The organism is Pseudoalteromonas rubra, from assembly GCF_001482385.1.
Taxonomy (GTDB): Bacteria; Pseudomonadota; Gammaproteobacteria; order Enterobacterales; family Alteromonadaceae; genus Pseudoalteromonas; species Pseudoalteromonas ardens.
This window is the reverse complement of record NZ_CP013611.1, coordinates 2295166-2319182: the sequence shown is the minus strand read 5'-3', so window position 1 is coordinate 2319182 and position 24017 is coordinate 2295166. Positions and strand designations below refer to the sequence as shown.

Here is a 24017-nt window from a genome sequence, read left to right as displayed (position 1 = left end):
ACTATCGGTCGCCGAAGGGCACCCGGTGTAGCAGCAATGAGGAGAACTCTGATGACAGAACATGACACTTATTACCATACGACACGCTCACAACCGCCTCGTAAAAAGCTCGGTGGGGTATGTAGCAAGCTGGCAAACAGACTGGATATGCCAACCTGGCTGGTTCGCCTAATCACGGTGTTATTAGCACTGAAAGCACCTGTGTTAGTTGTGATGGCGTATTTTATCGCCTGGGTAGTGCTGTCGGAGCGTACTTAGGAGGCATTATGAAAGCGGCATTGATCTTACTGATTGGCTTGGTTGTGTTATCGGCTTTTTCCTGGGTGTCCTCTCCATTGGCCTGGTTCAGTGTGCCAGAGATGGTTTTGGATGTAAGTTGGGTCGGGATTGAAATGCTTAGCCTGTTTGTCGCGATGATCGCCGTTTTTGCCTTACTGGCATTGCTGAGTATAGGGTTGCTTGGCGTGATATTAGTTGTGCTCATTGGGCTAGTGTTAGCATTACTATTTAACTCTGTTCTCATTGCCATTCCGTTATTGTTCCTGGTTGCAATCGGCTGGTTGGTGAGCGATAAGCAGGCGCTGTGTTAAGGCGTCTGGCCGGAGGGGCTGCATTAGGGAGCAGCCCCTTTACGAACACTGTACGGCTGTAAAGAAATGGTGATGAAAGCGCGTTAAACTAAGGGCAATGTGGTATAGTAAACGGACTATACTCAACAAGGAAAGCGCTTATGATCAAAAATTTAGCCTTTTTTATGCTGTGTTCATTGCCTTGGATGTCACAGGCACATCCGGACCACACGCATGGCGAATCTCATCACCATGCGCACGCCGAGCAGGGCGTAGTGCAACTGACACACGCTACGCTGCGTGACTTTTTGCCCATGGCCAGCTCCACTGCCGGCTATTTCACACTTGCCAATAACAGCCAACAAGCGGTGACGCTTCTCAAAGCTGAAATTGAAGGGCTTGGGCGAGTGGAGGTTCACGAACATGCACATGTTAATGGCATGATGCGCATGCAAAAGATAGAAAAACTGGAGATTGCGCCCAACAGTCAAGTTGAGTTTAAGCCCGGTGGCTATCATCTGATGGCCTTTGAGCCGACAAAACCATTAAAAGTAGGCGAAAATCGTAAACTTACACTATATTTTGCTGATGGCAATCGCGTCTATGGCTTGATTGAAGTGGTGTCGCTTAAAGCGCAGATGCATAACGCGAAAAATGGACATCAGCATCACTAGGAGTATTGATGGATCACAACACACACAATCACATGGGTAAGATTTGGGCTGGCCTGATCGCAGTATTGCTATTGGGGTATGGTCTCGCAGTTTACTGGAGTGTTGAGCCCGAACAGTTCGATGTGGTCGGCAGTGCTAAACGTCATGCAGAGCAATCGAACACCGAATTGGTGACAGGATATGTGACGACACATACCTTAATCACAGTCTCGCAAACTTTACTCGATAAACCCGGTGGTTATTTGTCTAATGACGTATTACCACCGAGTGTGATGATGGATAATATGCCTGCATGGGAATATGGTGCGCTTGAAATGGTGCGCGACATGGCCCTGTCTATGCGTAAAGACTTTAGTCGCTCTCAATCGCAATCGACGGAGCACCCCAGCCTAAAAAAAGCCCAGCCGCAATTTAATATTAGTTCAACAGCGTGGTTATGGCCCAGTGCAGAAGGGGAGTATCGCACTGGTATTGCTCACCTAAATGATTACCTGCTGCAAATTTCCAACCCGACCGATCAAAGTAGTCAGTTTTATGCCCGTGCGGATAATCTAAGAGGCTGGCTAAAAGAAGCTGAAAAGCGGATGGGGAGTTTAAGTCAGAGATTGAGCGCCAGTGTCGGTCAGGACAGGCTGAACACTGACCTGGCAGGTGACAGTGCAGCCAATCAGGCAACTTATGCGGCGAATCATCATGAAGTGAAAACATCATGGTGGAAGATTGATGATGTATTTTATGAATCCCGCGGTGCTACCTGGGCCCTGTTACACTTTTTAAGAGCGGTAGAATACGACTTTGCGGATGTGCTCGAGAAGAAAAATGCAAAAGTGAGCCTGCAACAGATTATTCGGGAACTTGAAGCCACACAGGAAACGGTGTGGAGCCCGGTGATTTTAAATGGTAGTGGTTTTGGATTGGTAGCCAATCACTCACTGGTGATGGCGAACTATATTTCCCGAGCCAATGCGGCTCTTATTGAACTCAGTGAACTTTTAGCGCAAGGATAAATAAATGAAAAAGTACTGTTTAGCGGCAGCCTTATCTCTGGCTTGCCTCGCACCTGCGGCACAAGCAGACACTCTGTTGGGTTTATACCTGGGTGGTGAAGCATGGGGCGCAGAGCCTGAAGGTAGCTTTGCAAACAAGGGTAATCAGCAAGACTTTAACTTTTCTGATAAAAACTTCTCAAGCTTCTACGCCGCGCTTGAACACCCGGTGCCACTGGTCCCGAACGTTAAGCTCAAATATACCGAGTTACAACTAGATGGTTCTGCGGTACTGAATGAAACCTTCGACTTCGGTGATAAAAGCTTCACCGTAGGCGGTACGGTCAATACCGTGGGTGATTTAGACCACATGGATTACATCTTGTATTATGAGCTGTTTGACAACGATTTGATTTCTTTCGATTTTGGTTTAAATGCTAAGCATTTTGATGGCGAGATCAGCGTTACGGGTTTTGCCAATGGCGAAACCACCACAGAGACCGTCGACTTTTCAGGTTTTATCCCACTGGGTTATCTTAGAGGGGAAGTGGGTTTGCCACTGACCGGGTTGAGTGTGTTTGCTGAAGGCAGCGTGCTGGCAATTGATGACAGTAAGATCCAGGACTTCCAGATTGGGGTAGCCTGGGAGTTTATCGATAATATGGCTGTCGATGTAGCAGTTCGTGCGGGTTATCGCTCTATGGTTGTCGAACTAGATGACGTTGATGATATCACCACAGATATCGATGCATCAGGCCCATTTGCCGGCTTGCAGGTTCATTTCTAAATACGCCGTCTATCAGGAATGTATCAAGGGCCTGTTTATTGCTTTGATACATTCCTCACTCATCAGGCGCCCCAGGTCAGGGTAAACTCCTCTTCCAATGCTTTTGAGAGCAATTGCCTGTAGGTCTTATTGACCGGTGTATTAATCAGCTTTTTCAGTTCATCGCCAGTTTGAGTTAGTTTGTAATAACTCAGCACCAGATCGTTGCTGTTGGCTTCGATAGCGAGGTGTTTTCCCTGATAGGCGAGTGTCAGAGATTGGCCTTTTTGCAAGTTGGCAGATTCAATTTCTTGCCGATAAATGAGGTTAATGTCCATTAACGTCAGAATATGAGGAAAGCTCAACCCTGCCTGAGCCAGATTAAGTGATTCTTTCGTACCCTTTCGAAGTAAATCAAACAACGAAGGTTTTTTATAAAAGCCCAGTAAAATTAAATAACTGTCTTCTTTTTCAAGGTAGCCACATAAGGAAGCGCACCGCTGTAGGGCATCCGCCTCTTTTTGCGTCATTTGTTTCAGTGTTTGCAGGCTTTTGATTGAAAAAGTGCCCGGCGCGATTGACTCGCCAACTAGAATTTTCGCCCAGAGTTTCTGCATGGCACTGTTGGCAATATCTTCTGCGAGGGCAATAAAATGCTCCAGCCAGTCAGGGTCCGGACGCCCCCGACTGGTAACATCCGGGCACAAGGTCAGTGACATCCCCATAATGGACTCGATATTGCGTTGTTGTGCAATACGCTGCAATTGATTGCGTTTCAGTGCGCGTTTGAGCACGCCATGTTCACTGCGGACAATAAATTGGTTTTGATTGGGGTTAGGTGTTTGCGTAAAGCGTCGGTCTTCAGATTGAATCGCAGCTTTAGGCTGTTTGATCATGGCATATCCCAGTTTCTCTTCAATAAGAAGGGCTAAACTGGAACGGGCCTGGGCATTTTTTATTGTCATACCGCTCCTTGTGTGTGCAGTTTTAACTGGCTGATCAGCTGATTCATCATTAATTTGAGTTGTTGTTCCGTATAATAGGCTGCAAAACGCGCATAAAGCCCTCCAACTAACGGTGTGTGATTTTCACCTCTGGCGCTGAGCTGTAGCGCCAATACATCAGCTTGTGACTTGAGCAAGAGCTCGATATGTGCGACATGCTCAGCATTGAATCTGAGCTGTATCGTTACGTGCTGTTGGCTCAGGCTTAGCACCGTGACTTCTGCCAGCCCCCAGGGGTGTTGCAATTCACCATACCCGCCGACCTGGCTGGCGTTAGTCAGAAAGGTCAGTTGCAAATCGGCTTGCGGTGCCAATAATCCTTGCCAATGCCTGGCGTTTAAATAGGTTTTTACCGTTTGCAGGTCATCGGTGGTGATCCGTTGCGTTGTCTGAGCCCGATAGTCAGACGGAAGTAAAGCGGTGACCACAACCAGGCCGAATATCAAAACAATGCTGAACGTGAATGTCCGAAAAATTGTTGCTGTCATAACCTGCATAGAGCCGCTATATTATTTAGTTAACGAGCACAAGTTGTTGAACATCGACTATAATATTACTTGAGTGTTAACGGGTATGGATCTTGATAGTAAAAACCTATCATAATTTAAAAGATAACACATAGGCAAATATGCTATGTGCGCAGAAACTAAAGTAGTTGAACATAAGGTTGATGATGGCGTCAGAACAAGAAGAGTTTTTGTTTGCGGATCAAGACTCAACGCATGACTCACAAGAAACGGTCAGCGCGTATTGGGATGTACTGGTTGTGGATGACGATCCGGAGATCCATTCGGTCACAAAACTGGCCTTATCCGGCGTAGAGTTCTGGGGGCGCGCGCTCAAGTTTCATCATGCATATTCGGGCAAAGAAGCACTCGACGTGTTGTCACAACATCCAGAAATTTGCATCTTATTGCTCGATGTCGTGATGGAAAGCGATGATGCGGGTCTGTCTGTTGTAAAAAAAGTACGTGATGAGTTTGGTAACTACGCCGTGCGAATTATTTTGCGTACAGGGCAACCGGGTTATGCACCGGAAGAAAAAGTCATTCGCGAATACGACATCAATGACTATAAAATGAAAACCGAGCTGACCCGTGGGAAACTGGTTACCTCTTTATTGACGGCCATTCGGTCATATCAACAAATCTGCGAGCTCGAACAACAAAGTGTGGCACTGACCAATATTCTGGAGGCATCTCATGCGATCCTTGGCCACACGGATATGCCCTCTTTTGGTCTGTCGGTGGTCAACCAGCTGGCTAAAATCTTGGGTTCAGAACCACATGGCCTGGTGGCCGGCGCGATAGAGAAAGACGCCAAGGTGCTGGTCTTCGGCGGCACACAGCCTTATCTTGCACACATTGGCCAGGGGCTGGAGCAGGTGGATAATGGCCGGGTGATCATGCAGGTGCAAAACTGCTTTGATATGGATGCTCATCAGCAAACCGATCACGATGTGACCTTTTTACTGCAAGGTAAAAATCGCCGTGCCGCTATTTATCTTGAACTGGCAGAGCCGCCCAATGCGGCGCAAATGCAGTTTGCTGAAATCTTTTTAACCAATGTCAGTGTGGGTCTCGATAATATCAAACTGATCAATGAACTGCGCGACGTTGCTTATAAAGATGCGCTAACTCGTTTGCCAAACCGGGCAAACTTTGTCGATCAGATAGCCCAGTATTATAAGCCAGAGCAAGAGCAGCTGTTATTCGTGTTGATTGATATTGCGCAGTTTTCGGATATCAACAATGGCTTAGGCCAGGAAGTGGGGAATTTGCTGCTGTTGGCTGTTAAAGAGCGCTTGCAACAGGAGTGTCCGCAGGGCGAGTTATTGTCACGAATTGGTGCTGATGTATTTGGGGTGCTGCTACCCAAGCAAAGTTTTGACGAAACCCTGTTTTTAGATGCGCTCACTGTCCCCTATCAGGTTGGTGAGCACGTATTGACTATGCATTTTCATATTGGCGTGTGTTGCCAAGTCGACTTTTCATCACAAGGCCTTGAAACCCTGAAGCTGGCCTATATCGCCCTGAACCAGGCGAAACAGGCGCGTCGAACGCTCAACTGGTATAGCTCTGATCTGGAAGAAAAAATGGCCTGGCGATTGGGCCTGATCCGCCAGCTGCGGCAAGATTTTGAACAACGTAAACTGGAAGTCTGGTATCAACCTCAGTTGTGTTTACAAACCATGACGGTGATTGGGTGTGAGGCCTTATTGAGATGGCCCACCGGGAAGGGGGATTACATTTCGCCTGCGGTGTTTGTGCCCTTGGCCGAAGATGCCGGGCTGATTGTCGAGATTGGTCAGTGGGTACTGGAGCAGGCATGCATGATGCAGAAGCAGCTGAGTTCACTGGGACATGATATCAGTGTGGCCGTCAATGTCTCTGTGCCACAGTTTAAGGTCTCCAACTATGCGCAGCAGGTTAAACAAACCATTCTGGATCATGATGTTGAGCCACAAAAAATTGAGCTCGAAGTCACAGAGAGTGTAGTGATGGATGAAATCAATACTGTGGTACATACGCTGAGCGAGTTGAAGTCTTTTGGGGTGGAAGTCGCCATTGATGATTTTGGTACTGGCTTCTCTTCGTTGAGTTATTTACAAAAGCTGCCGCTCGCTAGGCTTAAAATTGACCGGGCCTTTGTGAAAGGGATCCCGCATGAAGACTCTGGCGCTATTGCCGAGCTGGTGATTTCTTTAGGTCGTCATTTGGGCCTTAAAACCATTGCAGAGGGCGTTGAAACGCAAGAGCAAGCTGATATTTTGCGTGCTCTGGGGTGCGATGAAGTACAAGGGTTTTTCTTTGCCAGACCCATGGCTGAAGCCGACTTACTGGCGTATTTGAAAAGCTAGTACTGGGAAGCTATGGCGCTTTTTAGTATAATCCGCTTCTTTTTTCAGCATTGAGCCGTCATCATGAATGCGTTACAGGCCGAGCGCCCGCTTTTTTCTTACCCTAAGTACTGGGCCGAATGTTATGGTCCAGCCCCGTTTCTTCCTACCAGCCGAGCCGAGATGGATGCGCTGGGCTGGGATAGTTGCGATATCATCATAGTGACGGGTGACGCCTATGTGGATCACCCCAGCTTTGGTATGGCTGTGATAGGTCGGGTGTTAGAAGCGCAAGGCTTTCGTGTGGGTATCATCGCGCAACCGGACTGGTCCAGCAAAGACGCCTTTATGAGTCTGGGCAAACCGAACCTGTTTTTCGGTGTCACGGCAGGCAACATGGATTCCATGATCAACCGCTACACAGCGGAAAAGCGCATTCGTCACGATGATGCTTATACACCGGGCAATGTCGGTGGTAAACGCCCTGATCGTGCTGTTGTGGTGTACAGTCAACGGTGTCGTGAGGCTTACAAAGAGGTACCACTGGTGATTGGGGGGATTGAAGCCAGTTTGCGTCGGATTGCACACTATGACTACTGGCAGGAAAAAGTACGCCGCAGCATCATCTTCGATGCCAAAGCGGACTTGCTGATCTATGGTAATGCCGAGCGTCCGCTGGTTGAAGTGGCGCATCGTATCGCTAATGGCGAATCGATTGACACCATACAAGATGTGCGTGGTACTGCGGTGATCCGTAAAGAGCCGTTGCCCGAATGGCGTGGCAGTGATTCCACTGCTATTGATAAAATAGGCAAAATTGATCCTATTCCAAATCCCTATGGGGCTGATGATGTTGGCTGTAGCAAGTCGGAATTTGTGCAGGCTGAAAAAGCGCAGGATGCCACCCAGGCTCAACCCATTATGGTGCAACCTCCTCGCCTGAAACCCTGGGAAAAAGTCTATGTTAAGCTGCCTGCTTACGAGCAGGTGAGTGTCAATAAACCGCTATATGCACATGCGTCCAGGATTTTGCATCAGGAAACCAACCCCGGTTGTGCCCGGGCTTTGTTTCAGCGTCATGGCGATCGCAGTGTGTGGGTCAATCCACCAGCTTATCCGCTCGAAACCGACGAGATGGATGAGGTTTTTGGCTTGCCTTACCAGCGCATCCCTCACCCAAGCTACGGGGAAGAAAAGATCCCAGCTTATGACATGATCAAAACATCGGTAAACATCATGCGCGGATGTTTTGGTGGGTGTAGTTTCTGCTCTATTACTGAGCATGAAGGGCGCATTATTCAGAGCCGCTCTGAGCAGTCGATCATTGATGAGATTGAGCAGATCCGCGATAAAGTTCCTGGGTTTACCGGCGTGATTTCAGATTTGGGAGGTCCGACGGCCAACATGTATAAGTTGCGCTGTAAGAGTAAAAAGGCCGAAAGTACCTGCCGTCGGCTGTCGTGTGTATATCCGGATATCTGCAAGCATATGGATACAGATCATACCCCGACCATAGAACTATATCGCAAGGCACGCGATGTTGAAGGGGTGAAAAAGATCCTCATTGCCTCGGGTGTGCGTTACGATCTGGCCATTGAAGATCCGCGTTATGTCAAAGAGCTGGTGACCCACCATGTTGGCGGCTATTTAAAAATTGCACCTGAGCATACTGAGCAGGGGCCTTTGTCTAAGATGATGAAACCTGGCATGGGCACCTACGACAAGTTTAAAGAGCTCTTTGATAAATACTCCAAAGAAGCGGGTAAAAAGCAGTATCTGATCCCTTATTTTATCTCTGCACACCCAGGCACCACGGATGAAGACATGGTCAACATGGCACTGTGGTTAAAAGCCCATGACTTTAAACTGGATCAGGTGCAAAACTTCTACCCGTCACCGATGGCAAACGCAACCACCATCTATCACACCGAGATGAACTCGTTGCGTAACATCAAAAATAACAAAGAAGTGGTGGCGGTGCCTAAAGGGGCAAAGCAACGTCGTCTGCACAAAGCCATTCTGCGTTACCACGATCCGGCTGGCTGGCCGATGATCCGCGAAGCACTGAAGAAAATGGGCAAGGCGAACCTGATAGGTCGCGGGCCACAGTGTTTGGTACCTGAGGCTGGGCGTAACGAAGGTAAGGGTAATACCCGACGAAAACCAGGCACGAAAGCGCTGACACGTCACAGCGGCTTTGGTCAGTTTAATCAGGCCAATACCAAGCCCAGAGTGGGCAAGAATAAGCCCTCTGGGCGCGCTGCAAAACGCTAGAAATTAAAGGAAAAAAAGCCGCTACACAGCGGCTTTTTTAATTTATTTGCTCATCTCTTTGCGATAAGGGATCCCGGACTTGATCCAGTCGGCAGCAGGTTTCCCCATCAGATAGTGATCAAAGTAGTCTTTCATGCGAATCGAGAAGTCCACCTGATTCGGGAATTGTTTCAGGTGGTGCGGTTCGCCTTCATACTGTAAGAAGATGGCATCTTTGTTGTGACGACGCAGTGCAAGATAGTACTGGATCCCCTCTTGCCATGGTACCGCGCCATCTTTGTCACCAAACATCAGCAGGATTGGCGTGTTAACCCTGTCGGCATAGAACACCGGCGAGTTTTCAATATACAGCTCAGGCGCCTCGGTCAGTGTCTTGCCGATACGGCTTTGTCCGGTTTCATACTGGAACTGACGTGCCAGACCGGATTTCAGGCGAATGCCACTGTAGGCCGAAGTCATATTTGATACTGGTGCACCGGACACCACAGCTTTAAACATATCCGTTTGGGTGACAGCAAAGGCGCTTTGGTAGCCTGCCCAGGAGTGTCCCTGAAGACCGATCTTATCTGGATCGGCAATCCCTAAGTCAATGAGCTTTTGCGCCGCATTCACTAAGGTTTGGGTAGATGAGCGGCCTGGATAACCAATTTCGAAGCGAATGTCAGGCAGGAAAATGGCATAACCGTTGGAAGTAAACATCGGTAAATTAGGCCTGTGGTTCAGCACCATATGTGGAAAGTCATACATGCGCTGACTCATATAGCGGTAGAAGTAGAAGACCACAGGTACTTTTTTACCCGGTTGATAGTTAGCAGGTTTGATCAGTACCCCTTGCAAGGGTTCGCCATTGTAACCCTGATACTGTACCAGCTCCGGTTTTTGCCCCCAGGCAAAGGTGCTGAGCTGAGGGTTCAGATTGGTGATTTGATGACGTTGGCTAAAAGTACCGTTGGTTTGCCACAGATCCGGAAACTCATGGTAACTTTGCCGGGTAAATAGCAGCGTATCTGCCTGTTTGGCTTTTTCGAGCAAGCTGTATTTCGCTTCACCTGAGGTCAGGGTGGTCAGTTTACCCGTGGCCAGGTTGAGTCTGGCAATGTGTGTTTGCTTATTGGCGAGGTTATGTGCCGACAGGTAAACGTGTTCATCAGTCGCGAAGCCGACAAAGTCTTTATCCAGTTTGATCACTCGATATTGTGTCTGGGTTTCTTTACCGCGTGTCAGGCGTTTCGCCTGAGCCGTTTTACTATCAAATGCCCAGATATCGAACTTACTGTAGGCATACAGTGTGCTGCCATCTCGTTGCCAGCCTGCAAATCCGTAACCGGGATTGGGCTCTGGATAGTCGTGGCGGTCATCTGCAAATAACGCATCGCGGACGGCCTTGCTGATGGCCGTTTCTTTTTGCGCATGCAGATCTTTCAGCCACAGCTGATCATTGAGGAAGTAGGCTGCGTGCTGACCAGTTGGTGATAGCGTCGGGCGATTGGGTGCTTCTTTGACGATAAAGCTGCGTGCGCCAGTAGCAACCTGCACGGCGTAGTAATCTGCATAGAAGCCTTTGTACATGATCTGTTTCAGGTAGGGCTGATCGTTGCTGGCTAGCAGGAATTCGGCTTCGCGATTCACCGTAACGTCGCGTGCTGTCTCATCGCTTAGCTGGGCAACACGTTGATTTTCTAGGTGGTAAACAGCCTGATAGTTACGTTCCCGGTTGGTCTTTTCCCAGGTTTTAATCTCACGGGGTTTGATTTGAGCATCTTTATTATGCCAGACCTTCAGACCTGACTGAGCCATGATAGTGTCAAGGTCGCTCAGTGATGCCTGATCCTGATATTTTTTCTCGGCAGGCTTTGGGGAAAGTAACGGGCGGTTTTCAAAATAGAGTCGTTCTCCTTGTTCTGACCAGCTTAGTGCGGCTGATTTTGCGCTATACCAGCCCTGCGGCTGAGGCACTTGTGTGAAACGGTCTATTTTGGCATCCCATAGTCGCACCTGATAAGCACGGCGGCGTGTATCATCGTTGACATAATTGCCCTCGGTAAAGGCCACCAGTGACGAGTAGGGATGCCAGGTTATTGCGGACAAAGTCACACCCGGCTCTTCAATTAATACACTGGCCTGTGCCCGGCTGAGATCAAAATACTGAATTTTGTTATCAGCACCGTCTTCACTATGCTGGCTCATGAGTACGCCATATTCTGCGGGGCTCAATGCATAGCGGCCAACCTGCTCAAACTGATACTGCTGCTGTGAGGTTAAATCCACAATCACCAGAGGATAGGTTTTGTCTTTCTTGTCTGCCGGGATCGCACTGTCGGTGTTTTTCTCTGCTTTATCTGATTTATCGGCTTCCACATCCTGTCGATAGGCCAGCCAGCGGCCATCGTCGCTCAGCTGATAGTCTTTAACAGCGTCAAAGATGCGTTGTTCACCACTGTGAGTATTGACCAGCACCAGTGCGCGCTTGAGTTTTTTACGCGCTTTTTTGTCTGTGGTTTCTGATGTCAGCAGGCTCGGGACCTGAGTGAAAGCAGCCCAGTTTCCCGCGCGGTTGAGCTGGGCTTTGGTGCCGCGCTCTACACTGGCAATTAGTTTCTTGGTGCTGAGGTCATACAGCTGGCCTGTGCTGTCTCCCCGGTAGGGTTGCGCGCTGAGGGCGACAAATCGTCCGTCTTCTGACAAGACCCGACCTTGGGCGTATTTAAAGTCAAAGACATCATTGAATTCCAGGCTGGGCTTGGCTGCGAGGCTGGTTGCTGAAAACAGTGCGGCCATGAGTAAAGATTTGGCAAACGTCATAATATGATTCTTGTTCGGTAGGGATTGTAACTTTGTAACACTTTTATCTGAGAGACTAAACTGTGCTGCGTTGGGTGTGAGAAAAAACTGGATAAAGTCAGGCGGGCTGTACCCACCTGATAAAGTGCGCGATAATCTGCAACCAGCGGGCTACGCCAGCCAGATACGCTGTAATTCTTGCCAGTGGCTGGCAAAGTTGGCTGCCGGCTTGGCTTTAAAGTCGCTGCGTACAAACTGATTCATTTTACCCTCAACATAGGCTAAGAAAAAGTTTGCCAAAGCGGCTTCATCACTGGCAAAGGTTTTGCCTTCGCGCAACTTGCGCTCACGGAGTACTTGTTTGAATTGGGTTTCGAGTTTTTCGAATAATCCCTGAACACGCTCGCGCAATCTTTCCTGCTCACCCTGAAGCGCATCTCCGGTCAGAATACGGGTGATCCCCGGGTTTTTTTCTGAGAAAGTGAGTAATAACATCAGGATATTGTAGATACGACTTTGCGTTTCTTTTTCGTTTTCCAGAATTAAATTGATCCGCGACAGCAAAGTGTCTTCAATAAATTCAATCAGTCCTTCAAACATACGGGCTTTACTGGGAAAGTGACGATACAATGCGGCTTCAGACACGCCGACTTCTGTCGCCAGTTTGGCGGTGGTAATACGCTGCCCTGGACTGGTTTCAAGCATTTGCGCAAGGGATTGAAGTATTTGCTCTTTGCGATTACTGCGTTTAGTCGCTGGCATGAGGTTTCCTTTATCATTATCGTTATTTTAGTAGGAGCGGGCTCAATGGTGGCCTGTCACTGTGCTCGCCTGAGCAATTAACAGCAGAGCCCTAAACTCAATTATCTGGCCATGTTAATGCTTTATTCAGCTTCTTTCCAGTCTTTTAACATGAACTTAATTAAGTTTACCGGCAATTGCTTTAACGACAGTAAGCGCTAACTCTGACTTGCTTGCCAGTGGTAAAGATTGTTGTGCATTATCCCAAAACAGGGTCAGCGCATTGTTATTGGCATTAAAGCCAATCCCTTCCTGGCTGACATCATTGGCACAGATCATATCTAACCCTTTGTTTTTCAGTTTGCCTTGCGCGTACTGCGCGACATCTTGCGTTTCTGCGGCAAAGCCGACGGTATAGGGCCGGTGTGCTTTTAGTGCAGCAACGTCAGCAATGATGTCCGGATTTTTCACCAGTGTCAGGGTCATTTCATCGCCCTGCTTTTTAATTTTTTGCTCGGCGATATCTGCGGCACGATAATCAGCAACGGCTGCACACCCAATGAAGACATCTGAACCGGGCGCCAGTGACATAGCGGCCTGATGCATATCCTGTGCACTGTTTACAGCGTGCACTGTACAGCCATGTGGCGGAGTGAGTGTGACCGGGCCTGAGATAAGCTGTACATCAGCGCCCAGCGCCAGTGCGGCTTCAGCCAGTGCATAGCCCATTTTGCCAGAGCTGTGGTTACTGATGTAACGCACCGGGTCGAGCGCTTCACGGGTTGGGCCTGCTGTAATGGTCACCGTTTTGCCGGCCAGTATAGGGGCTTCAGGGGTGAGTGCACCTAACGCCAGTGACACCAGTTCATAAGGCTCCAGCATCCGGCCTTTGCCGACATCCCCACAGGCTTGCTCGCCCTGACCGGGACCCCAGACAGTAACGCCTCTACCTGACAGTGTGGAGAGGTTTGCCTGTGTTGCCAGGTGAGCATACATTTGCTGATTCATGGCCGGGGCAATGGCAACCGGTGCGGGGGTTGCCAGCAACAAGGTTGTGAGCAGATCATCGGCAATGCCTGCGGCCATTTTGGCGATGATATTGCTACTGGCCGGTGCGACTATGATCAGATCGGCCCATTTTGCCAATTCGATATGGCCCATGGCGGCTTCGGCTGCCGGATCAAGCAGAGAATCTGCGACGGGTTCGCCCGAGACTGCCTGCATGGTCAGGGGGGTAATGAACTGTTTTGCAGACTCCGTCATGACGACTTTGACGTCACAGTGATGGTCTTTTAATCGTCGCACCAGTTCGGCACATTTATAGGCGGCGATCCCACCGCTGATCCCAAGAAGAATACGCTTGTGTGTTTGGCTCATGCTCGGCCCCTGCAAATTAAAACTAGCGCTAAGATAACATAGCCCACCCCGGGTTTTGAATTATTCTGCCAGCTGTCTACACTCAGAGAGTCACAGTGACGTGACGGATACCAACAAGGAGGAAACATGCAATTGATGGCAATGCCTAAAATGCAACGGCCCAGAGAGCGTCTGTTAAGCAATGGTGCCAGTGCACTCAGCGACGCTGAACTACTGGCCATTTTTTTACGCACCGGGATTGCGGGTATGAATGCAATTGAGCTGGCTCAGTCGCTGATTGATCAAAGCGGTTCTTTGCAGGAGTTAATGAATGTACCGTGTAGCGAATTTTGTCAATACAAAGGTGTTGGCGAAGCCAAATATGTGCAGTTGCAGGCGGTAATGGAGCTCAGCCGGCGTTATTTGTTGGAAGACGTGGTGCGCGATGCTCAGTTTGGTTCACCTCAGGCAGTCAGTGATTATCTTAAAATACAGCTTAAAGGGCTGCATCATGAGGTTTTCATGGCACTGTTTTTAGATAACCAGAATCGTCTGATCCGCGATGAAGTGTTGTTTTCCGGCACCATTAATGCCGCCAGTGTCTATCCGAGAGAAGTCGTGAAGGCGGCGCTGAAGTACAATGCCGCTGCTTTGATTTTTGCTCACAACCATCCCTCCGGGGTCGCCGAACCCAGTGAAGCCGACAGGCTTATCACCAATAAACTGCAGCGAGCGCTGGCGCTGGTAGATATTCAGGTACATGATCACTTAATTGTGGCGGGCAGCTGTTGCCTTTCATTTGCGCAAAGAGGGCTGTTGTAGTAGGAGAGGAGCCGTATTTGGCGTGTTTCAGTACGCTTTCCCAGCATAAATTAAAAATAGTTTAATTTAAATGCAGTTTTTACTTTCCTAAGCGGCCATGGATCATTATAATTGGCCGCTATCAAATTTACCAATGAGCTGATTAGGATATCATCAGATCCTTGAACTCTGCCTGTAAATACTGTATAAAGAGCGCCCTTTGATTTTACCCAGGGCACACAGTTTGAAGGCCTAAGGGGAAATTAAGCTCGAGCGAAGTTATTGGAGATATATAGACATGTCTAAAGTCTGTCAAGTTACAGGTAAGCGCCCGGTTGTTGGTAACAACCGTTCACACGCGCGCAACGCAACTAAGCGTCGTTTCCTACCTAACCTGCAAACACACCGTTTCTGGGTTGAAAGCGAAAAGCGCTTTGTTACTCTACGCACTACTACTAAAGGTATGCGTATCATCGATAAAAAAGGCATCGACGCGGTATTGACTGATATCCGTGCTCGCGGCGAAAAAGTATAAGGAGCTTAAATCATGCGTGATAAGATCCGTCTAGTTTCTACTGCTGGTACTGGTTATTTCTACACTACCGACAAGAACAAGCGTAACATGCCTGAAAAAATGGAGATCAAAAAGTACGATCCTAAAGTACGTAAGCACGTGATCTTCAAAGAAGCGAAAATCAAGTAATTCGCTTTCAGATTTGAAAAACCCAGCTCATGCTGGGTTTTTTATTGCCTGTGTTTTACCCCTGCCTTGTTATCGACCCTATTTTCTCGTCTCAAAATAGATCTCTTAATTAAGCAAATTGGTATTAATTGCTGCTCTGATCTTAATTCTGGTCAAGAAACTCGCGTATTTGCATTCTGTGGTTAGGGCCCGTGACGTGACTGCTATTTCGACTGTGCAACGACAGTCTTTGACTCGCGAGTTCAGATAAATCTGGTTGCCATCATGTGCGCGATTTTTGTCTATCGGTGTCAGTTTGGTAATACAAAAAGGCATACATCGCCTGCTGCGCGAGCAACTAGGCGATAAAAAAGCCCTGATTGGATCAGGGCTTTTTTAGGAGTTGTTCAGCAAGGTTTATGCGAATGCATCTTGCAGTGGTGGAACAACCTGCTTTTTACGGCTCAGCACGCCATCCAGCCATACTCGGCTATTTTCAGGTGTGACCTGATAGGCGTTTGCCACAATGCTTTCGTCGTCAGAGGCGATTAGCATTTGTGAGCCTTCTTTCATAATGTCGGTTAACAGCAGTAATACTGAGTGACGACCACCTTCTTCTTTCAGCTTAGCAATATCGGCTTCCAGATCGGCCTTGATGTCATCGAATACTGATAGATCAATGACTTCCAGCTGGCCAATACCAACCAGGTTGCCATTCATGTTGAAGTCTTTAAAGTCACGCATAACCAAATCGCGTGCTGGCGTGCCTTCCACTGCTGATTTTACTTTGAACATGTCCATGCCCAGTGCTTTAAAATCTTCGATGCCCGCGATTTCAGCGAGTGCTTCTACGCATTTAATGTCTGCGGTGGTGCAGGTTGGTGATTTGAAGATCACGGTATCGCTTAGGATCGCACACATCATCAGGCCCGCGATCCCTTGTGGGATTTCAACACCATAGAAGTCATACATCATTTTAATGATGGTATTACTACAACCAACCGGACGGATCCAGCACTCAAGCGGCGTTGAGGTAGTCAGGTCACCCAGTTTATGGTGATCCACTACACCCACAACTGTGGCTTCATCGATGTCGTCTGGTGCTTGTGTCTTCTCTGTATGGTCAACGATATATACTTCTTCGCCAGCATAGCTAAGCTTTAATTCAGGGGCTTCAAAGCCAAAGCGGTCAAGAATAAATTGCGTCTCAGGAGAGACATCACCCAAACGTGTTGGGATCGCTTCTTCACCGATCTGGTTCTTCAGGTAAGCCAGTGCAATTGCACCACAAATTGAATCTGAGTCAGGGATCTTGTGTCCCACTACAAACATTGCCATTGACGGTTCTCCAAAAAAATTTGTCGCCATTCTAGCAAAAATTAACCACAAGGTAACAGTATAAGCTGGGCTAATCGCAGCTTTTTCATCTACCGCATGCTATCTGCTGAGTAGTCTGTTCATCCTGGCTGATGGGGTGATCAGAAATCAGGGGATTGTCTTTGCGCGATCAAAGTTGCGAGCGTAGTATGAAGGCGTAGAATTTTGCACAGCCAAGGAGGCGTGAGTGGAAACAACCTATCTGGTGCTGGCCTGGCTGGGGCTGGCCATTTTTATGTACTCCATTATCATTCGTCAGTTGCAACGGGCTGAATTTACCGGGCCGATGTGGTTTGTGTTGTTTGGTTGTGCTCTGGGCTGGTATTTTCAGGACTCACTGGCGCTGAAGCAGGACACACTGCGTGAGTTTCTGCCTCTGGTTGAATTGATCCTGGCTATTTTTCTGTTTTCTGATGCAGCAAAAACCCGGCTCAGGGTTTTATTACATTCCTATCAACTGCCACTGTTACTGCTGCTTGCACTGCCTTTGACTCTGGGGTTTGCGGCGCTCGGCGCACATGCGTTATTGTCTCTGCCTTGGCTAAGCTGTTTTATTCTGGCCATTATGCTGACACCCACTGATGCGGCTTTGTGCCAGAGCTTTATTCAGGAAAAGCAGGTGCCGGCTCAACTTCGTGAAGCGATTAATGTTGAAAGTGGCCTGAATGATGGCCTGTGTGTACCGGTTTTTCTGTTTTTACTTGGCAGTAGCCTGTATACCCAGCAACCCGCTGAACACTCACTGGGGGCGTTATTTTTGCACGAGGTCGGCCTTGCCCTGGTTGTTGCATTAGTGTTAACTATTGTGTCTGTTTACCTGATTAAATTGACTTATCGTCATCACTTCTTTGCTGCTAAAAGCAGCCCGTTTTTATTTATCGGCATTGCCATTGCGGTATTTTCTGTCACGCAATTACTCGGTGGGAGTGGGTTTATCGCGGTGTTTATCAGTGGTTTGTTGTTTGACTATGGCTTTCGAGATGCGCTTAAAGACAAACTGATAGAAGAAAGTGAGCAGATAGCTGAGCTGGCAGCATATATCCTGTGGGTTATTTTTGGGATCAGTGCCAGTATTTTGTTGTTTACTGCGTTTGACTGGCGGATATGGGCATATGCTTTACTGGCTGTGGCTGTGGCTGTGGCTGTGGCTGTATTTCGGTTCTTTCCCGTGCTTTTGTTGTTACTGGCTTGCAGGCTGAGCTGGCGTGAACGCGTGGTACTAGCCTGGTTCGGACCGAAAGGACTGGCCTCTGTTGTGTTTAGTCTGATGCTACTGGGTTCGAACCTCCCTCACAGTCTTTTTATTACGAAGATCACGACGGCCACTGTGCTACTGAGTATCTTTATTTTCGGTGTGAGCGGCCACCTTGCGGGTGCTTTTTTGATGAAAAAACAATAGTGTCCGAACAAAAAGTGTCACTCAGGTGAAATAAAAAAGTCATCAAGTGTCCCTAGACTGTGCCCCGGCTCAGATGATTACGTTTTAGGAACACTACAATGAAAAAAAAGCTATTAGCAGTGGCGGTCTCTGCCGTCTTATTGACCGCATGTAACGATGACGACACCAAAACGGTTGAAGTGATCAAAGAAGTTGAGGTTGTTAAAGAGGTTGAAGTTGCACCTAAGCCTGTTACTCAGGTGAAGAATGTTATCCTGATGATCGGCGATGGTATGGGTGCCCAGCAGGTTGGTTTACTTGAAGAGTATGCACGCCGCGCACCAAACTCTACTTACAACAGCAAAGACAATCAAACTGCACTGTCTAAGCTTGCTAATGGCGGCCATCTGGGTTTATCTCTAAATGCTCCACATGGCGAAAACGGTAGTCTGGTTGTCGATTCAGCATGTTCTGCAACTCAACTGGCAACCGGTAAAGCGGCTGGTTCTGAGATGATTGGCCTGGACGACAAGGGTTATGTGATTGAAACTATCCTTGAAAAAGCGAAAAAAGCGGGCAAGGCGACCGGTCTGGTTTCAGATACGCGTTTGACTCATGCTACGCCGGCTGCATTTGCTGCACACCAGCCACACCGCTCTTACGAGCCTGAAATTGCCGTAGAGATGGTAGAAAGCGGCATGGTGGATGTCATGCTATCAGGTGGTGCGCGTGTGTTTATTCCATCGGATATTAAAGAAGATGCGGCTGATCAAGAAGTACTTGCTAACCTGGGTATGCCAGCCAGTGTTTATAAAAAATCGAAGCGTAGCGACGACCGCAATGTGGTTGTTGAGGCTAAAGAGCAGCACGGCTACGAACTTGCATTCGACAAAGCGCAGCTAGCTGATGCTGACACCAATAAATTACTTGGTTTGTTTGCAAACTCGGGCATGGCGGATGGCATTGCATACAGAGATTGTAAAGCGGACAACAGCTGTACTCAGCCTTCTTTGAAAGAGATGACAGTAAAAGCCCTGGACATTCTGTCTAAAGATGAAGACGGCTTCTTCCTGATGATTGAAGGCGGCCAGATTGACTGGGCTGGTCACGCTAATGACGCTGGCTGGATGCTGAATGAGCTACTGAAGTTTGACGAAGCCGTAGAAGCGGTTCATGAGTGGGCAAAAGAGCGCACGGATACACTGGTTGTTGTAACGGCTGACCACGAAACGGGTAGTTTTGGTTTCAGTTACTCAAGCCACAATAAACCAGAAGCAGTTGACCTGCCGGGTGATGGTATGCAGGGCAAACAGTACAAGCCGAAGTTCAACTTTGGCGGCCTCGAGTTACTGGATACCCTATATGGGCAAAAAGGGACTTTCTATGATGTGATTGGTCACGTAAATGGTGACTATGACTTTAGTAACTCAACGGATAAAGAGTGGCAAGACGCCATCAAAGAGTTTACACCGTATGAAGTCACTCTTGATGAAGCGGCTCGCATGAACGAGTTTAGCAGTTATAACAGTGATAACGTACCGCTGCCTAAGTTTGACGATTTCTCTGACTTCTATGTCTATGGCACTGAAGACTACACTGCTAAAGTTGGCCGCATCGTGGCGAAACAGCAAAACGTTGTATGGGGTACGGGCACCCACACGGCTGCGCCAGTACCTGTATATTCTTTCGGTCCAGAAGGCGTGACGGCACAGTTCTCAACGTTACAGCACCATGTTGACATCGGCACTAAGATGATTAAAGCGCTGGGTCTGGCTGACGCTGAGTAAGCACCGGTTTTTTTAGGGATAATCCATAATAACAAACATAAAAGATCGCTAGATCTTATTGGGCCACAGCATTGCTGTGGCCTTTTTTGTTCGTCCAGTTTGTGGATGTCATGAGCTGCTTTAAGTCAGCAATAAAGTTTTAATTTTTCCTGCAATACTCTATTTTATTGATATCAGGTACAATATTCATTGAGATTATTTCGTAACTTCTAGGATTGGATCAAATATGAAAAAAATATTGTTACTGCTAACAGCATTGTCTGCTTTCAGTGTTAGTGCCGGTGAAGTATGGCGCTGGAATACCAAAGTCAAAGCGCTAAGAACCTATGGTGGCGGGTTTTCCCAGTACGCTTGCTTCACCGTAGAGGCAAACGCCCCCTCACTCTGCTTTGATTTAGAGCAACCAGGCGGAAAAGAAAAGTATTCTACTTTGTTAACTGCTAAGGTAGCGGGCCTTCCAGTCGATGTTTCATACTATGATGATCGAAAAGTGCCTGTTAATTTTTGGTTCTCAAACCAGCTTGCTTTCAACATCTGGCTCAGATAGGTCGTTACAGTACGTTTAATCCCCTAGAAGCAGTTTAATGGACATCAAATGAGTCTCCATATATGTCACTTAAAAAACTATATTGAAATTAAACCAAGAATTCCTAGGGGGTTATTAAAGATGGTACAGTACAGAGTAACATGGACAGCCACCTAAAATTGGCGTACGGAATGTACGCCGTCTACCTTTAGGTGATACTCAATGGATTGAGGATGCTAGATTATGCCATCAGCAAGGAAGAGACAGGTCAGCCTGTCAGACACTAAATACTACCACTGCATATCCCGGTGTGTTCGCCGGGCATTTCTGTGCGGCGAAGACCGCGTAACGGGCAAGTCTTATGAGCATCGGCGAGACTGGGTTGAGGAAAAATTGCTGACCCTTGCTAAGGTGTTTTGCATTAATGTGTGTGGCTACGCGGTTATGAAATATAGTTACATGGACAGCCACCTAAAATTGGCGTGTGGACTGTAATGCTATGTCCTGCATATATTGGAGTGGGTGTCACTTAAAAACTATAACACCCAGACAATATGCTTCCGCCGATAAGAGCGTTCTGAGCCATATCACCAAGCGCGGAGATAGGTATCTGTGCAAGCAATTAATCCACGGTGCTCGTACTGTGGTCACACACGCACATAAAAAAGACGACGATTTAAATCGCTGGGTCAGCACATTGAAAGAGCGAATTGGTATAAATAAAACCATTGTGGCCACTGCCCACCGGCTGGCCAGATTGATGTGGATATTACTACAGAGAAATGAACCATATCAGCCGCAATATACACAATCGGGGGCGACACAATGCATCAAGGGTTAGGTTGTCAGGTGAGCTCGGCACGGACAAGGGTCACTGAACCCGTGTGGGTGTAGTGAGCCACTGACAACCGCTTATCTGTTTGCCAAAGTACGATGAAAAAAGGGTCCAACCCTGCCTGCGCAAAACCCGACGAAGGCACGGTCGTTACAGACCGAGTGGGTATATTAATTTTAGGGTGTGCAGGCTCGGAACTCATTAGGGGCGCTGGATAGTCAGTTAAGCCCGGATATATGTCAGAGCAACAAATTTACTGCGGACTGGACCAAACATCAGGCATGGCAACACGGGTAACATAACGAACGAGATAACGATAATTCGCTATCTCGCAGGCCTACTCGGCTTGACATCGCTGGAGCGTCCATATATGTCCTTATAACTTTTTAGCTTTGAGCTCAGTAGGCTGACACAGAATTATGAACATCCTCCATGATTACATAGAAAAAGGCGCTCACTGAGCGCCAGTTTGGAATGATTTTATTTTAAGCTTTTAAGGCCCTAGCATGTTAATTGTTGCCAGAACTCTCTATTTTTTTCTACATAGCATTCTAAAAACTTATTGACCTCTTTCTCGCTATCACTGTTTTTTATTAAACTTAAAAATTTCTTACTCTCGATCGTTGTAGGATTAAACTCATTCATATCGCCAATGCTCCTTGAGATAATATCTAAGGCTTCTTGCGATTTACCACTTAAGTACATCTGCAATGCATATTGTACAATACTAAACTCAGTATCTAGCCAACGTTCTTTCCCCAACTCTAACCAGCCTAATAATTCATTGACATCTTCACCAATATAAAGGTGTTCTGAATTATTCCTAATGAACATATCAAGCTTCAGCAAGACATCGTTTTCACTAAGTTCTTCCAAGTTTATCTGTACTTCCTCAAATTTACCCTGTTCATTTTTAAGATAATGAGAGGAAAACGGATAGCCATTTATACAAGGAAAATATAAGCCGGGAGAGATCCAAAGAGAGATATCTAAGGTATTTTTCCATTTTTTAAGAACGAAGCCACCATTTGAGATTAGTTCAGCATTATCTCTTCCTATTAAGATAACCCCTCTCTTGGAACATAGTACCTTTAAACCTTCATGGCTCTTCAGCAGGCTATTGATAAGACTAACCTTCATTAAAAACTCCACTAATTGTTTATTTCAAGTAAATGAACTAACTCTGTCCTACCAGGCAAGTTCCGACCATATTTTTTTGATTGAGTAGGGGTGATCGCTGTTTTACCCGTCTTTAGTTCAAAAGCCAAGTATGGCTTACCTTTTGGCCCCCATGTACCATCAGGTCTACTAGACTCAGCTCGAGACCAATAGTCCAACTCTCCAAGATAGCGGCGAAGCTATACGGACAGCCACCTAAAATTGGCGTGCGACTGTACGCCGTCTACCTTTAGGTAATACTCAATGGATTGAGGGTGAAAAATTATGCCAATGGCAAGGAAGAGACAGGTCAGCTTATCAGACACTAAATATTACCACTGCATATCTCGGTGTGTTCGCCGGGCATTTCTGTGCGGCGAAGACCGCGTAACGGGCAAGTCTTATGAGCATCGGCGAGACTGGGTTGAGGAAAAATTGCTGACCCTTGCTAAGGTGTTTTGCATTAATGTGTGTGGCTACGCGGTTATGAGCAATCATACACATATTGTGTTGTATGTATATGATATAAAAGCACAAAGGATATCAGACAGAGCAATCGTACTTCGCTGGCATAAACTGTTTAAAGGTAACTGGCTGACGCACAAGTTCATTCGTGGTGATGAGCTGAGCGCATCCGAGTATAGTATGCTGGCAGCTGGTATAGCTGAATTCAGACTACGGCTTGCGAGCATCAGCTGGTTTATGCGGGTGCTTAATGAAGACATTGCTCGCAAGGCGAATAAAGAAGATGGTTGTACAGGTCGATTTTGGGAAGGGCGATTTAAGTCACAGGCTTTACTGGATGAAGCGGCACTGGCAGCATGCCTGGCTTATGTTGACCTGAACCCCGTCAGAGCCAAAATGGCAGAGACTCCGGAAACGTCAGACTACACCAGCATTAAAAAGCGTATTGAGCATGCACAGCAAGGTAAGCAACCCAAAAGCTTACTGCGTTTTGCGGGTAACCCAAGAAAGCACAGGCCCAAAGGAATACCGTTTGAGCTAACTTATTATATTCAACTGGTTGAGTTAACAGGCCGATGCATGCGTGCAGATAAGCGAGGTTACATCAGCGATAGCCAACCATTGCTGACACGATTGCAAATAGAGCCAGACAACTGGCTCAAACTGACTACGCAGTTTACAAAGGTCTTTCATGGTGCAGTGGGGCGAAAGCAAGCGATGACAGATTACTGTGAGCATCTTCACAAAAGGCGACGAGCTAATTTGACTCAGTGCGAGCGGTTACTGGGTTAACACTTCTCCTTCAGTGTTGTTCCGATTTATCTAAGTTCAGGCTTGGATGCGCTTTCGTATTACCCGGATTTGACTATTCTTCAGGGTTTTGTGATGAAACTTACGATTTTCGCTATTCGAGGCTTATAGGAAGCGCACCCTTCAATAGTTCAATTTAGAACATAGGCTCCATATTTTAGGCTGTGTTACGCCATGCGGCATACTCATATCCCTTCCCCATTTGTTC

Annotated in this window: 21 protein-coding genes and 2 pseudogenes; 16 read left to right on the top strand and 7 right to left on the bottom strand. The window is 47.5% G+C overall.

Annotated features, from left to right (window positions below; all coding sequences use genetic code 11):
- Positions 1-51 precede the first annotated feature (51 nt).
- The 5 genes from AT705_RS10245 (at position 52) to AT705_RS10225 (ending at position 3016) form a co-directional block, all read left to right on the top strand.
- Positions 52-258, top strand: a complete 207-nt coding sequence (locus AT705_RS10245) for a PspC domain-containing protein (protein WP_049866077.1) — start codon at positions 52-54, stop codon at positions 256-258.
- 8 nt (positions 259-266) lie between these two features.
- The gene (locus AT705_RS10240) at positions 267-590 is read left to right on the top strand and encodes a hypothetical protein (RefSeq protein ID WP_058796518.1); all 324 of its coding nucleotides are present in this window, start codon (positions 267-269) and stop codon (positions 588-590) included.
- A gap of 140 nt (positions 591-730) precedes the next feature.
- Positions 731-1243: a copper chaperone PCu(A)C gene (locus AT705_RS10235; protein ID WP_058796517.1), complete on the top strand. Its 513-nt coding sequence runs from the start codon at positions 731-733 to the stop codon at positions 1241-1243.
- Positions 1244-1251: 8 nt separating this feature from the next.
- Positions 1252-2250 (top strand): DUF2333 family protein, encoded by a 999-nt coding sequence (locus AT705_RS10230; protein WP_058796516.1) that lies wholly within the window; start codon positions 1252-1254, stop codon positions 2248-2250.
- Positions 2251-2254: 4 nt separating this feature from the next.
- The gene (locus AT705_RS10225) at positions 2255-3016 is read left to right on the top strand and encodes a TIGR04219 family outer membrane beta-barrel protein (RefSeq protein WP_058796515.1); all 762 of its coding nucleotides are present in this window, start codon (positions 2255-2257) and stop codon (positions 3014-3016) included.
- 62 nt (positions 3017-3078) lie between these two features.
- Here AT705_RS10225 and AT705_RS10220 read toward each other — a convergent pair whose 3' ends face one another.
- On the bottom strand, positions 3079-3960 hold the full coding sequence (locus tag AT705_RS10220) for a TIGR03899 family protein (RefSeq protein ID WP_049866081.1): 882 nt from the start codon (positions 3958-3960) through the stop codon (positions 3079-3081).
- The gene (locus AT705_RS10215; RefSeq protein ID WP_157576732.1) at positions 3957-4487 is read right to left on the bottom strand and encodes a hypothetical protein; all 531 of its coding nucleotides are present in this window, start codon (positions 4485-4487) and stop codon (positions 3957-3959) included. The genes AT705_RS10220 and AT705_RS10215 overlap by 4 nt, the downstream gene beginning before the upstream one ends.
- A gap of 185 nt (positions 4488-4672) precedes the next feature.
- Here AT705_RS10215 and AT705_RS10210 point away from each other — a divergent pair, with 185 nt between their 5' ends.
- Together AT705_RS10210 and AT705_RS10205 are read left to right on the top strand one after the other, a co-directional pair.
- A complete protein-coding gene (locus AT705_RS10210) occupies positions 4673-6859 on the top strand; it encodes a bifunctional diguanylate cyclase/phosphodiesterase (protein ID WP_058796513.1) in 2187 nt (728 codons plus the stop codon).
- 63 nt (positions 6860-6922) lie between these two features.
- Complete coding sequence (locus tag AT705_RS10205) at positions 6923-9112, top strand: YgiQ family radical SAM protein (protein ID WP_058796512.1); 2190 nt, start codon at positions 6923-6925, stop codon at positions 9110-9112.
- A gap of 42 nt (positions 9113-9154) precedes the next feature.
- On the opposite strand, the gene AT705_RS10200 is transcribed toward AT705_RS10205, so the two are convergent.
- The 3 genes from AT705_RS10200 to coaBC form a co-directional block, all read right to left on the bottom strand.
- Positions 9155-11914: an alpha/beta hydrolase family protein gene (locus AT705_RS10200; RefSeq protein ID WP_058796511.1), complete on the bottom strand. Its 2760-nt coding sequence runs from the start codon at positions 11912-11914 to the stop codon at positions 9155-9157.
- A gap of 150 nt (positions 11915-12064) precedes the next feature.
- Positions 12065-12655, bottom strand: a complete 591-nt coding sequence (gene slmA / locus AT705_RS10195; protein ID WP_010383685.1) for a nucleoid occlusion factor SlmA — start codon at positions 12653-12655, stop codon at positions 12065-12067.
- Between the two features lie 156 nt (positions 12656-12811).
- Positions 12812-14011: a bifunctional phosphopantothenoylcysteine decarboxylase/phosphopantothenate--cysteine ligase CoaBC gene (coaBC, locus tag AT705_RS10190; RefSeq protein WP_058796510.1), complete on the bottom strand. Its 1200-nt coding sequence runs from the start codon at positions 14009-14011 to the stop codon at positions 12812-12814.
- Between the two features lie 126 nt (positions 14012-14137).
- Here coaBC and radC point away from each other — a divergent pair, with 126 nt between their 5' ends.
- The 3 genes from radC (at position 14138) to rpmG (ending at position 15494) form a co-directional block, all read left to right on the top strand.
- Positions 14138-14812 carry a RadC family protein gene (radC, locus tag AT705_RS10185; protein WP_058796509.1) on the top strand — a complete coding sequence of 225 codons (675 nt, stop codon included), beginning with the start codon at positions 14138-14140 and terminating at the stop codon, positions 14810-14812.
- A 277-nt stretch (positions 14813-15089) separates the two neighbouring features.
- Positions 15090-15326, top strand: a complete 237-nt coding sequence (rpmB, locus tag AT705_RS10180) for a 50S ribosomal protein L28 (protein WP_010383680.1) — start codon at positions 15090-15092, stop codon at positions 15324-15326.
- 12 nt (positions 15327-15338) lie between these two features.
- Positions 15339-15494 carry a 50S ribosomal protein L33 gene (gene rpmG / locus AT705_RS10175; RefSeq protein WP_005493124.1) on the top strand — a complete coding sequence of 52 codons (156 nt, stop codon included), beginning with the start codon at positions 15339-15341 and terminating at the stop codon, positions 15492-15494.
- Positions 15495-15890: 396 nt separating this feature from the next.
- Here rpmG and AT705_RS10170 read toward each other — a convergent pair whose 3' ends face one another.
- The gene (locus AT705_RS10170) at positions 15891-16811 is read right to left on the bottom strand and encodes a manganese-dependent inorganic pyrophosphatase (RefSeq protein WP_049864299.1); all 921 of its coding nucleotides are present in this window, start codon (positions 16809-16811) and stop codon (positions 15891-15893) included.
- Positions 16812-17037: 226 nt separating this feature from the next.
- On the opposite strand from AT705_RS10170, the gene AT705_RS10165 reads away from it, so the two are divergent.
- The 5 genes and pseudogenes from AT705_RS10165 to AT705_RS24885 form a co-directional block, all read left to right on the top strand.
- Complete coding sequence (locus AT705_RS10165) at positions 17038-18249, top strand: cation:proton antiporter domain-containing protein (protein WP_082668968.1); 1212 nt, start codon at positions 17038-17040, stop codon at positions 18247-18249.
- 98 nt (positions 18250-18347) lie between these two features.
- A complete protein-coding gene (locus tag AT705_RS10160; RefSeq protein WP_058796508.1) occupies positions 18348-20015 on the top strand; it encodes an alkaline phosphatase in 1668 nt (555 codons plus the stop codon).
- A gap of 226 nt (positions 20016-20241) precedes the next feature.
- Positions 20242-20562: a hypothetical protein gene (locus tag AT705_RS10155; protein ID WP_058796507.1), complete on the top strand. Its 321-nt coding sequence runs from the start codon at positions 20242-20244 to the stop codon at positions 20560-20562.
- Between the two features lie 222 nt (positions 20563-20784).
- A pseudogene (locus AT705_RS24890) lies at positions 20785-20988 on the top strand (transposase); the annotation flags it as partial.
- Between the two features lie 91 nt (positions 20989-21079).
- A pseudogene (locus AT705_RS24885) lies at positions 21080-21382 on the top strand (transposase); the annotation flags it as partial.
- 495 nt (positions 21383-21877) lie between these two features.
- Here AT705_RS24885 and AT705_RS10145 read toward each other — a convergent pair.
- Complete coding sequence (locus AT705_RS10145) at positions 21878-22516, bottom strand: hypothetical protein (protein WP_058796505.1); 639 nt, start codon at positions 22514-22516, stop codon at positions 21878-21880.
- A gap of 303 nt (positions 22517-22819) precedes the next feature.
- Between AT705_RS10145 and AT705_RS10140 the strand changes: the two genes are divergently transcribed.
- Positions 22820-23791, top strand: a complete 972-nt coding sequence (locus tag AT705_RS10140) for a hypothetical protein (protein ID WP_058796504.1) — start codon at positions 22820-22822, stop codon at positions 23789-23791.
- Positions 23792-24017 lie beyond the last annotated feature (226 nt).

What these genes read in the sequence shown, in the direction of transcription:
- AT705_RS10215 (WP_157576732.1), bottom strand. Translation starts at nt 4,487, where the DNA reads ATGACAGCAACAATTTTTCGGACATTCACGTTCAGCATTGTTTTGATA.
- AT705_RS10220 (WP_049866081.1), bottom strand. Translation starts at nt 3,960, where the DNA reads ATGACAATAAAAAATGCCCAGGCCCGTTCCAGTTTAGCCCTTCTTATT.
- AT705_RS10170 (WP_049864299.1), bottom strand. Translation starts at nt 16,811, where the DNA reads ATGGCAATGTTTGTAGTGGGACACAAGATCCCTGACTCAGATTCAATT.
- AT705_RS10200 (WP_058796511.1), bottom strand. Translation starts at nt 11,914, where the DNA reads ATGACGTTTGCCAAATCTTTACTCATGGCCGCACTGTTTTCAGCAACC.
- AT705_RS10155 (WP_058796507.1), top strand. Translation starts at nt 20,242, where the DNA reads ATGAAAAAAATATTGTTACTGCTAACAGCATTGTCTGCTTTCAGTGTT.
- AT705_RS10245 (WP_049866077.1), top strand. Translation starts at nt 52, where the DNA reads ATGACAGAACATGACACTTATTACCATACGACACGCTCACAACCGCCT.
- AT705_RS10240 (WP_058796518.1), top strand. Translation starts at nt 267, where the DNA reads ATGAAAGCGGCATTGATCTTACTGATTGGCTTGGTTGTGTTATCGGCT.
- AT705_RS10225 (WP_058796515.1), top strand. Translation starts at nt 2,255, where the DNA reads ATGAAAAAGTACTGTTTAGCGGCAGCCTTATCTCTGGCTTGCCTCGCA.
- AT705_RS10230 (WP_058796516.1), top strand. Translation starts at nt 1,252, where the DNA reads ATGGATCACAACACACACAATCACATGGGTAAGATTTGGGCTGGCCTG.
- rpmG (WP_005493124.1), top strand. Translation starts at nt 15,339, where the DNA reads ATGCGTGATAAGATCCGTCTAGTTTCTACTGCTGGTACTGGTTATTTC.
- AT705_RS10145 (WP_058796505.1), bottom strand. Translation starts at nt 22,516, where the DNA reads ATGAAGGTTAGTCTTATCAATAGCCTGCTGAAGAGCCATGAAGGTTTA.
- AT705_RS10140 (WP_058796504.1), top strand. Translation starts at nt 22,820, where the DNA reads ATGCCAATGGCAAGGAAGAGACAGGTCAGCTTATCAGACACTAAATAT.
- AT705_RS10210 (WP_058796513.1), top strand. Translation starts at nt 4,673, where the DNA reads ATGGCGTCAGAACAAGAAGAGTTTTTGTTTGCGGATCAAGACTCAACG.
- coaBC (WP_058796510.1), bottom strand. Translation starts at nt 14,011, where the DNA reads ATGAGCCAAACACACAAGCGTATTCTTCTTGGGATCAGCGGTGGGATC.
- rpmB (WP_010383680.1), top strand. Translation starts at nt 15,090, where the DNA reads ATGTCTAAAGTCTGTCAAGTTACAGGTAAGCGCCCGGTTGTTGGTAAC.
- AT705_RS10160 (WP_058796508.1), top strand. Translation starts at nt 18,348, where the DNA reads ATGAAAAAAAAGCTATTAGCAGTGGCGGTCTCTGCCGTCTTATTGACC.
- slmA (WP_010383685.1), bottom strand. Translation starts at nt 12,655, where the DNA reads ATGCCAGCGACTAAACGCAGTAATCGCAAAGAGCAAATACTTCAATCC.
- radC (WP_058796509.1), top strand. Translation starts at nt 14,138, where the DNA reads ATGCAATTGATGGCAATGCCTAAAATGCAACGGCCCAGAGAGCGTCTG.
- AT705_RS10235 (WP_058796517.1), top strand. Translation starts at nt 731, where the DNA reads ATGATCAAAAATTTAGCCTTTTTTATGCTGTGTTCATTGCCTTGGATG.
- AT705_RS10205 (WP_058796512.1), top strand. Translation starts at nt 6,923, where the DNA reads ATGAATGCGTTACAGGCCGAGCGCCCGCTTTTTTCTTACCCTAAGTAC.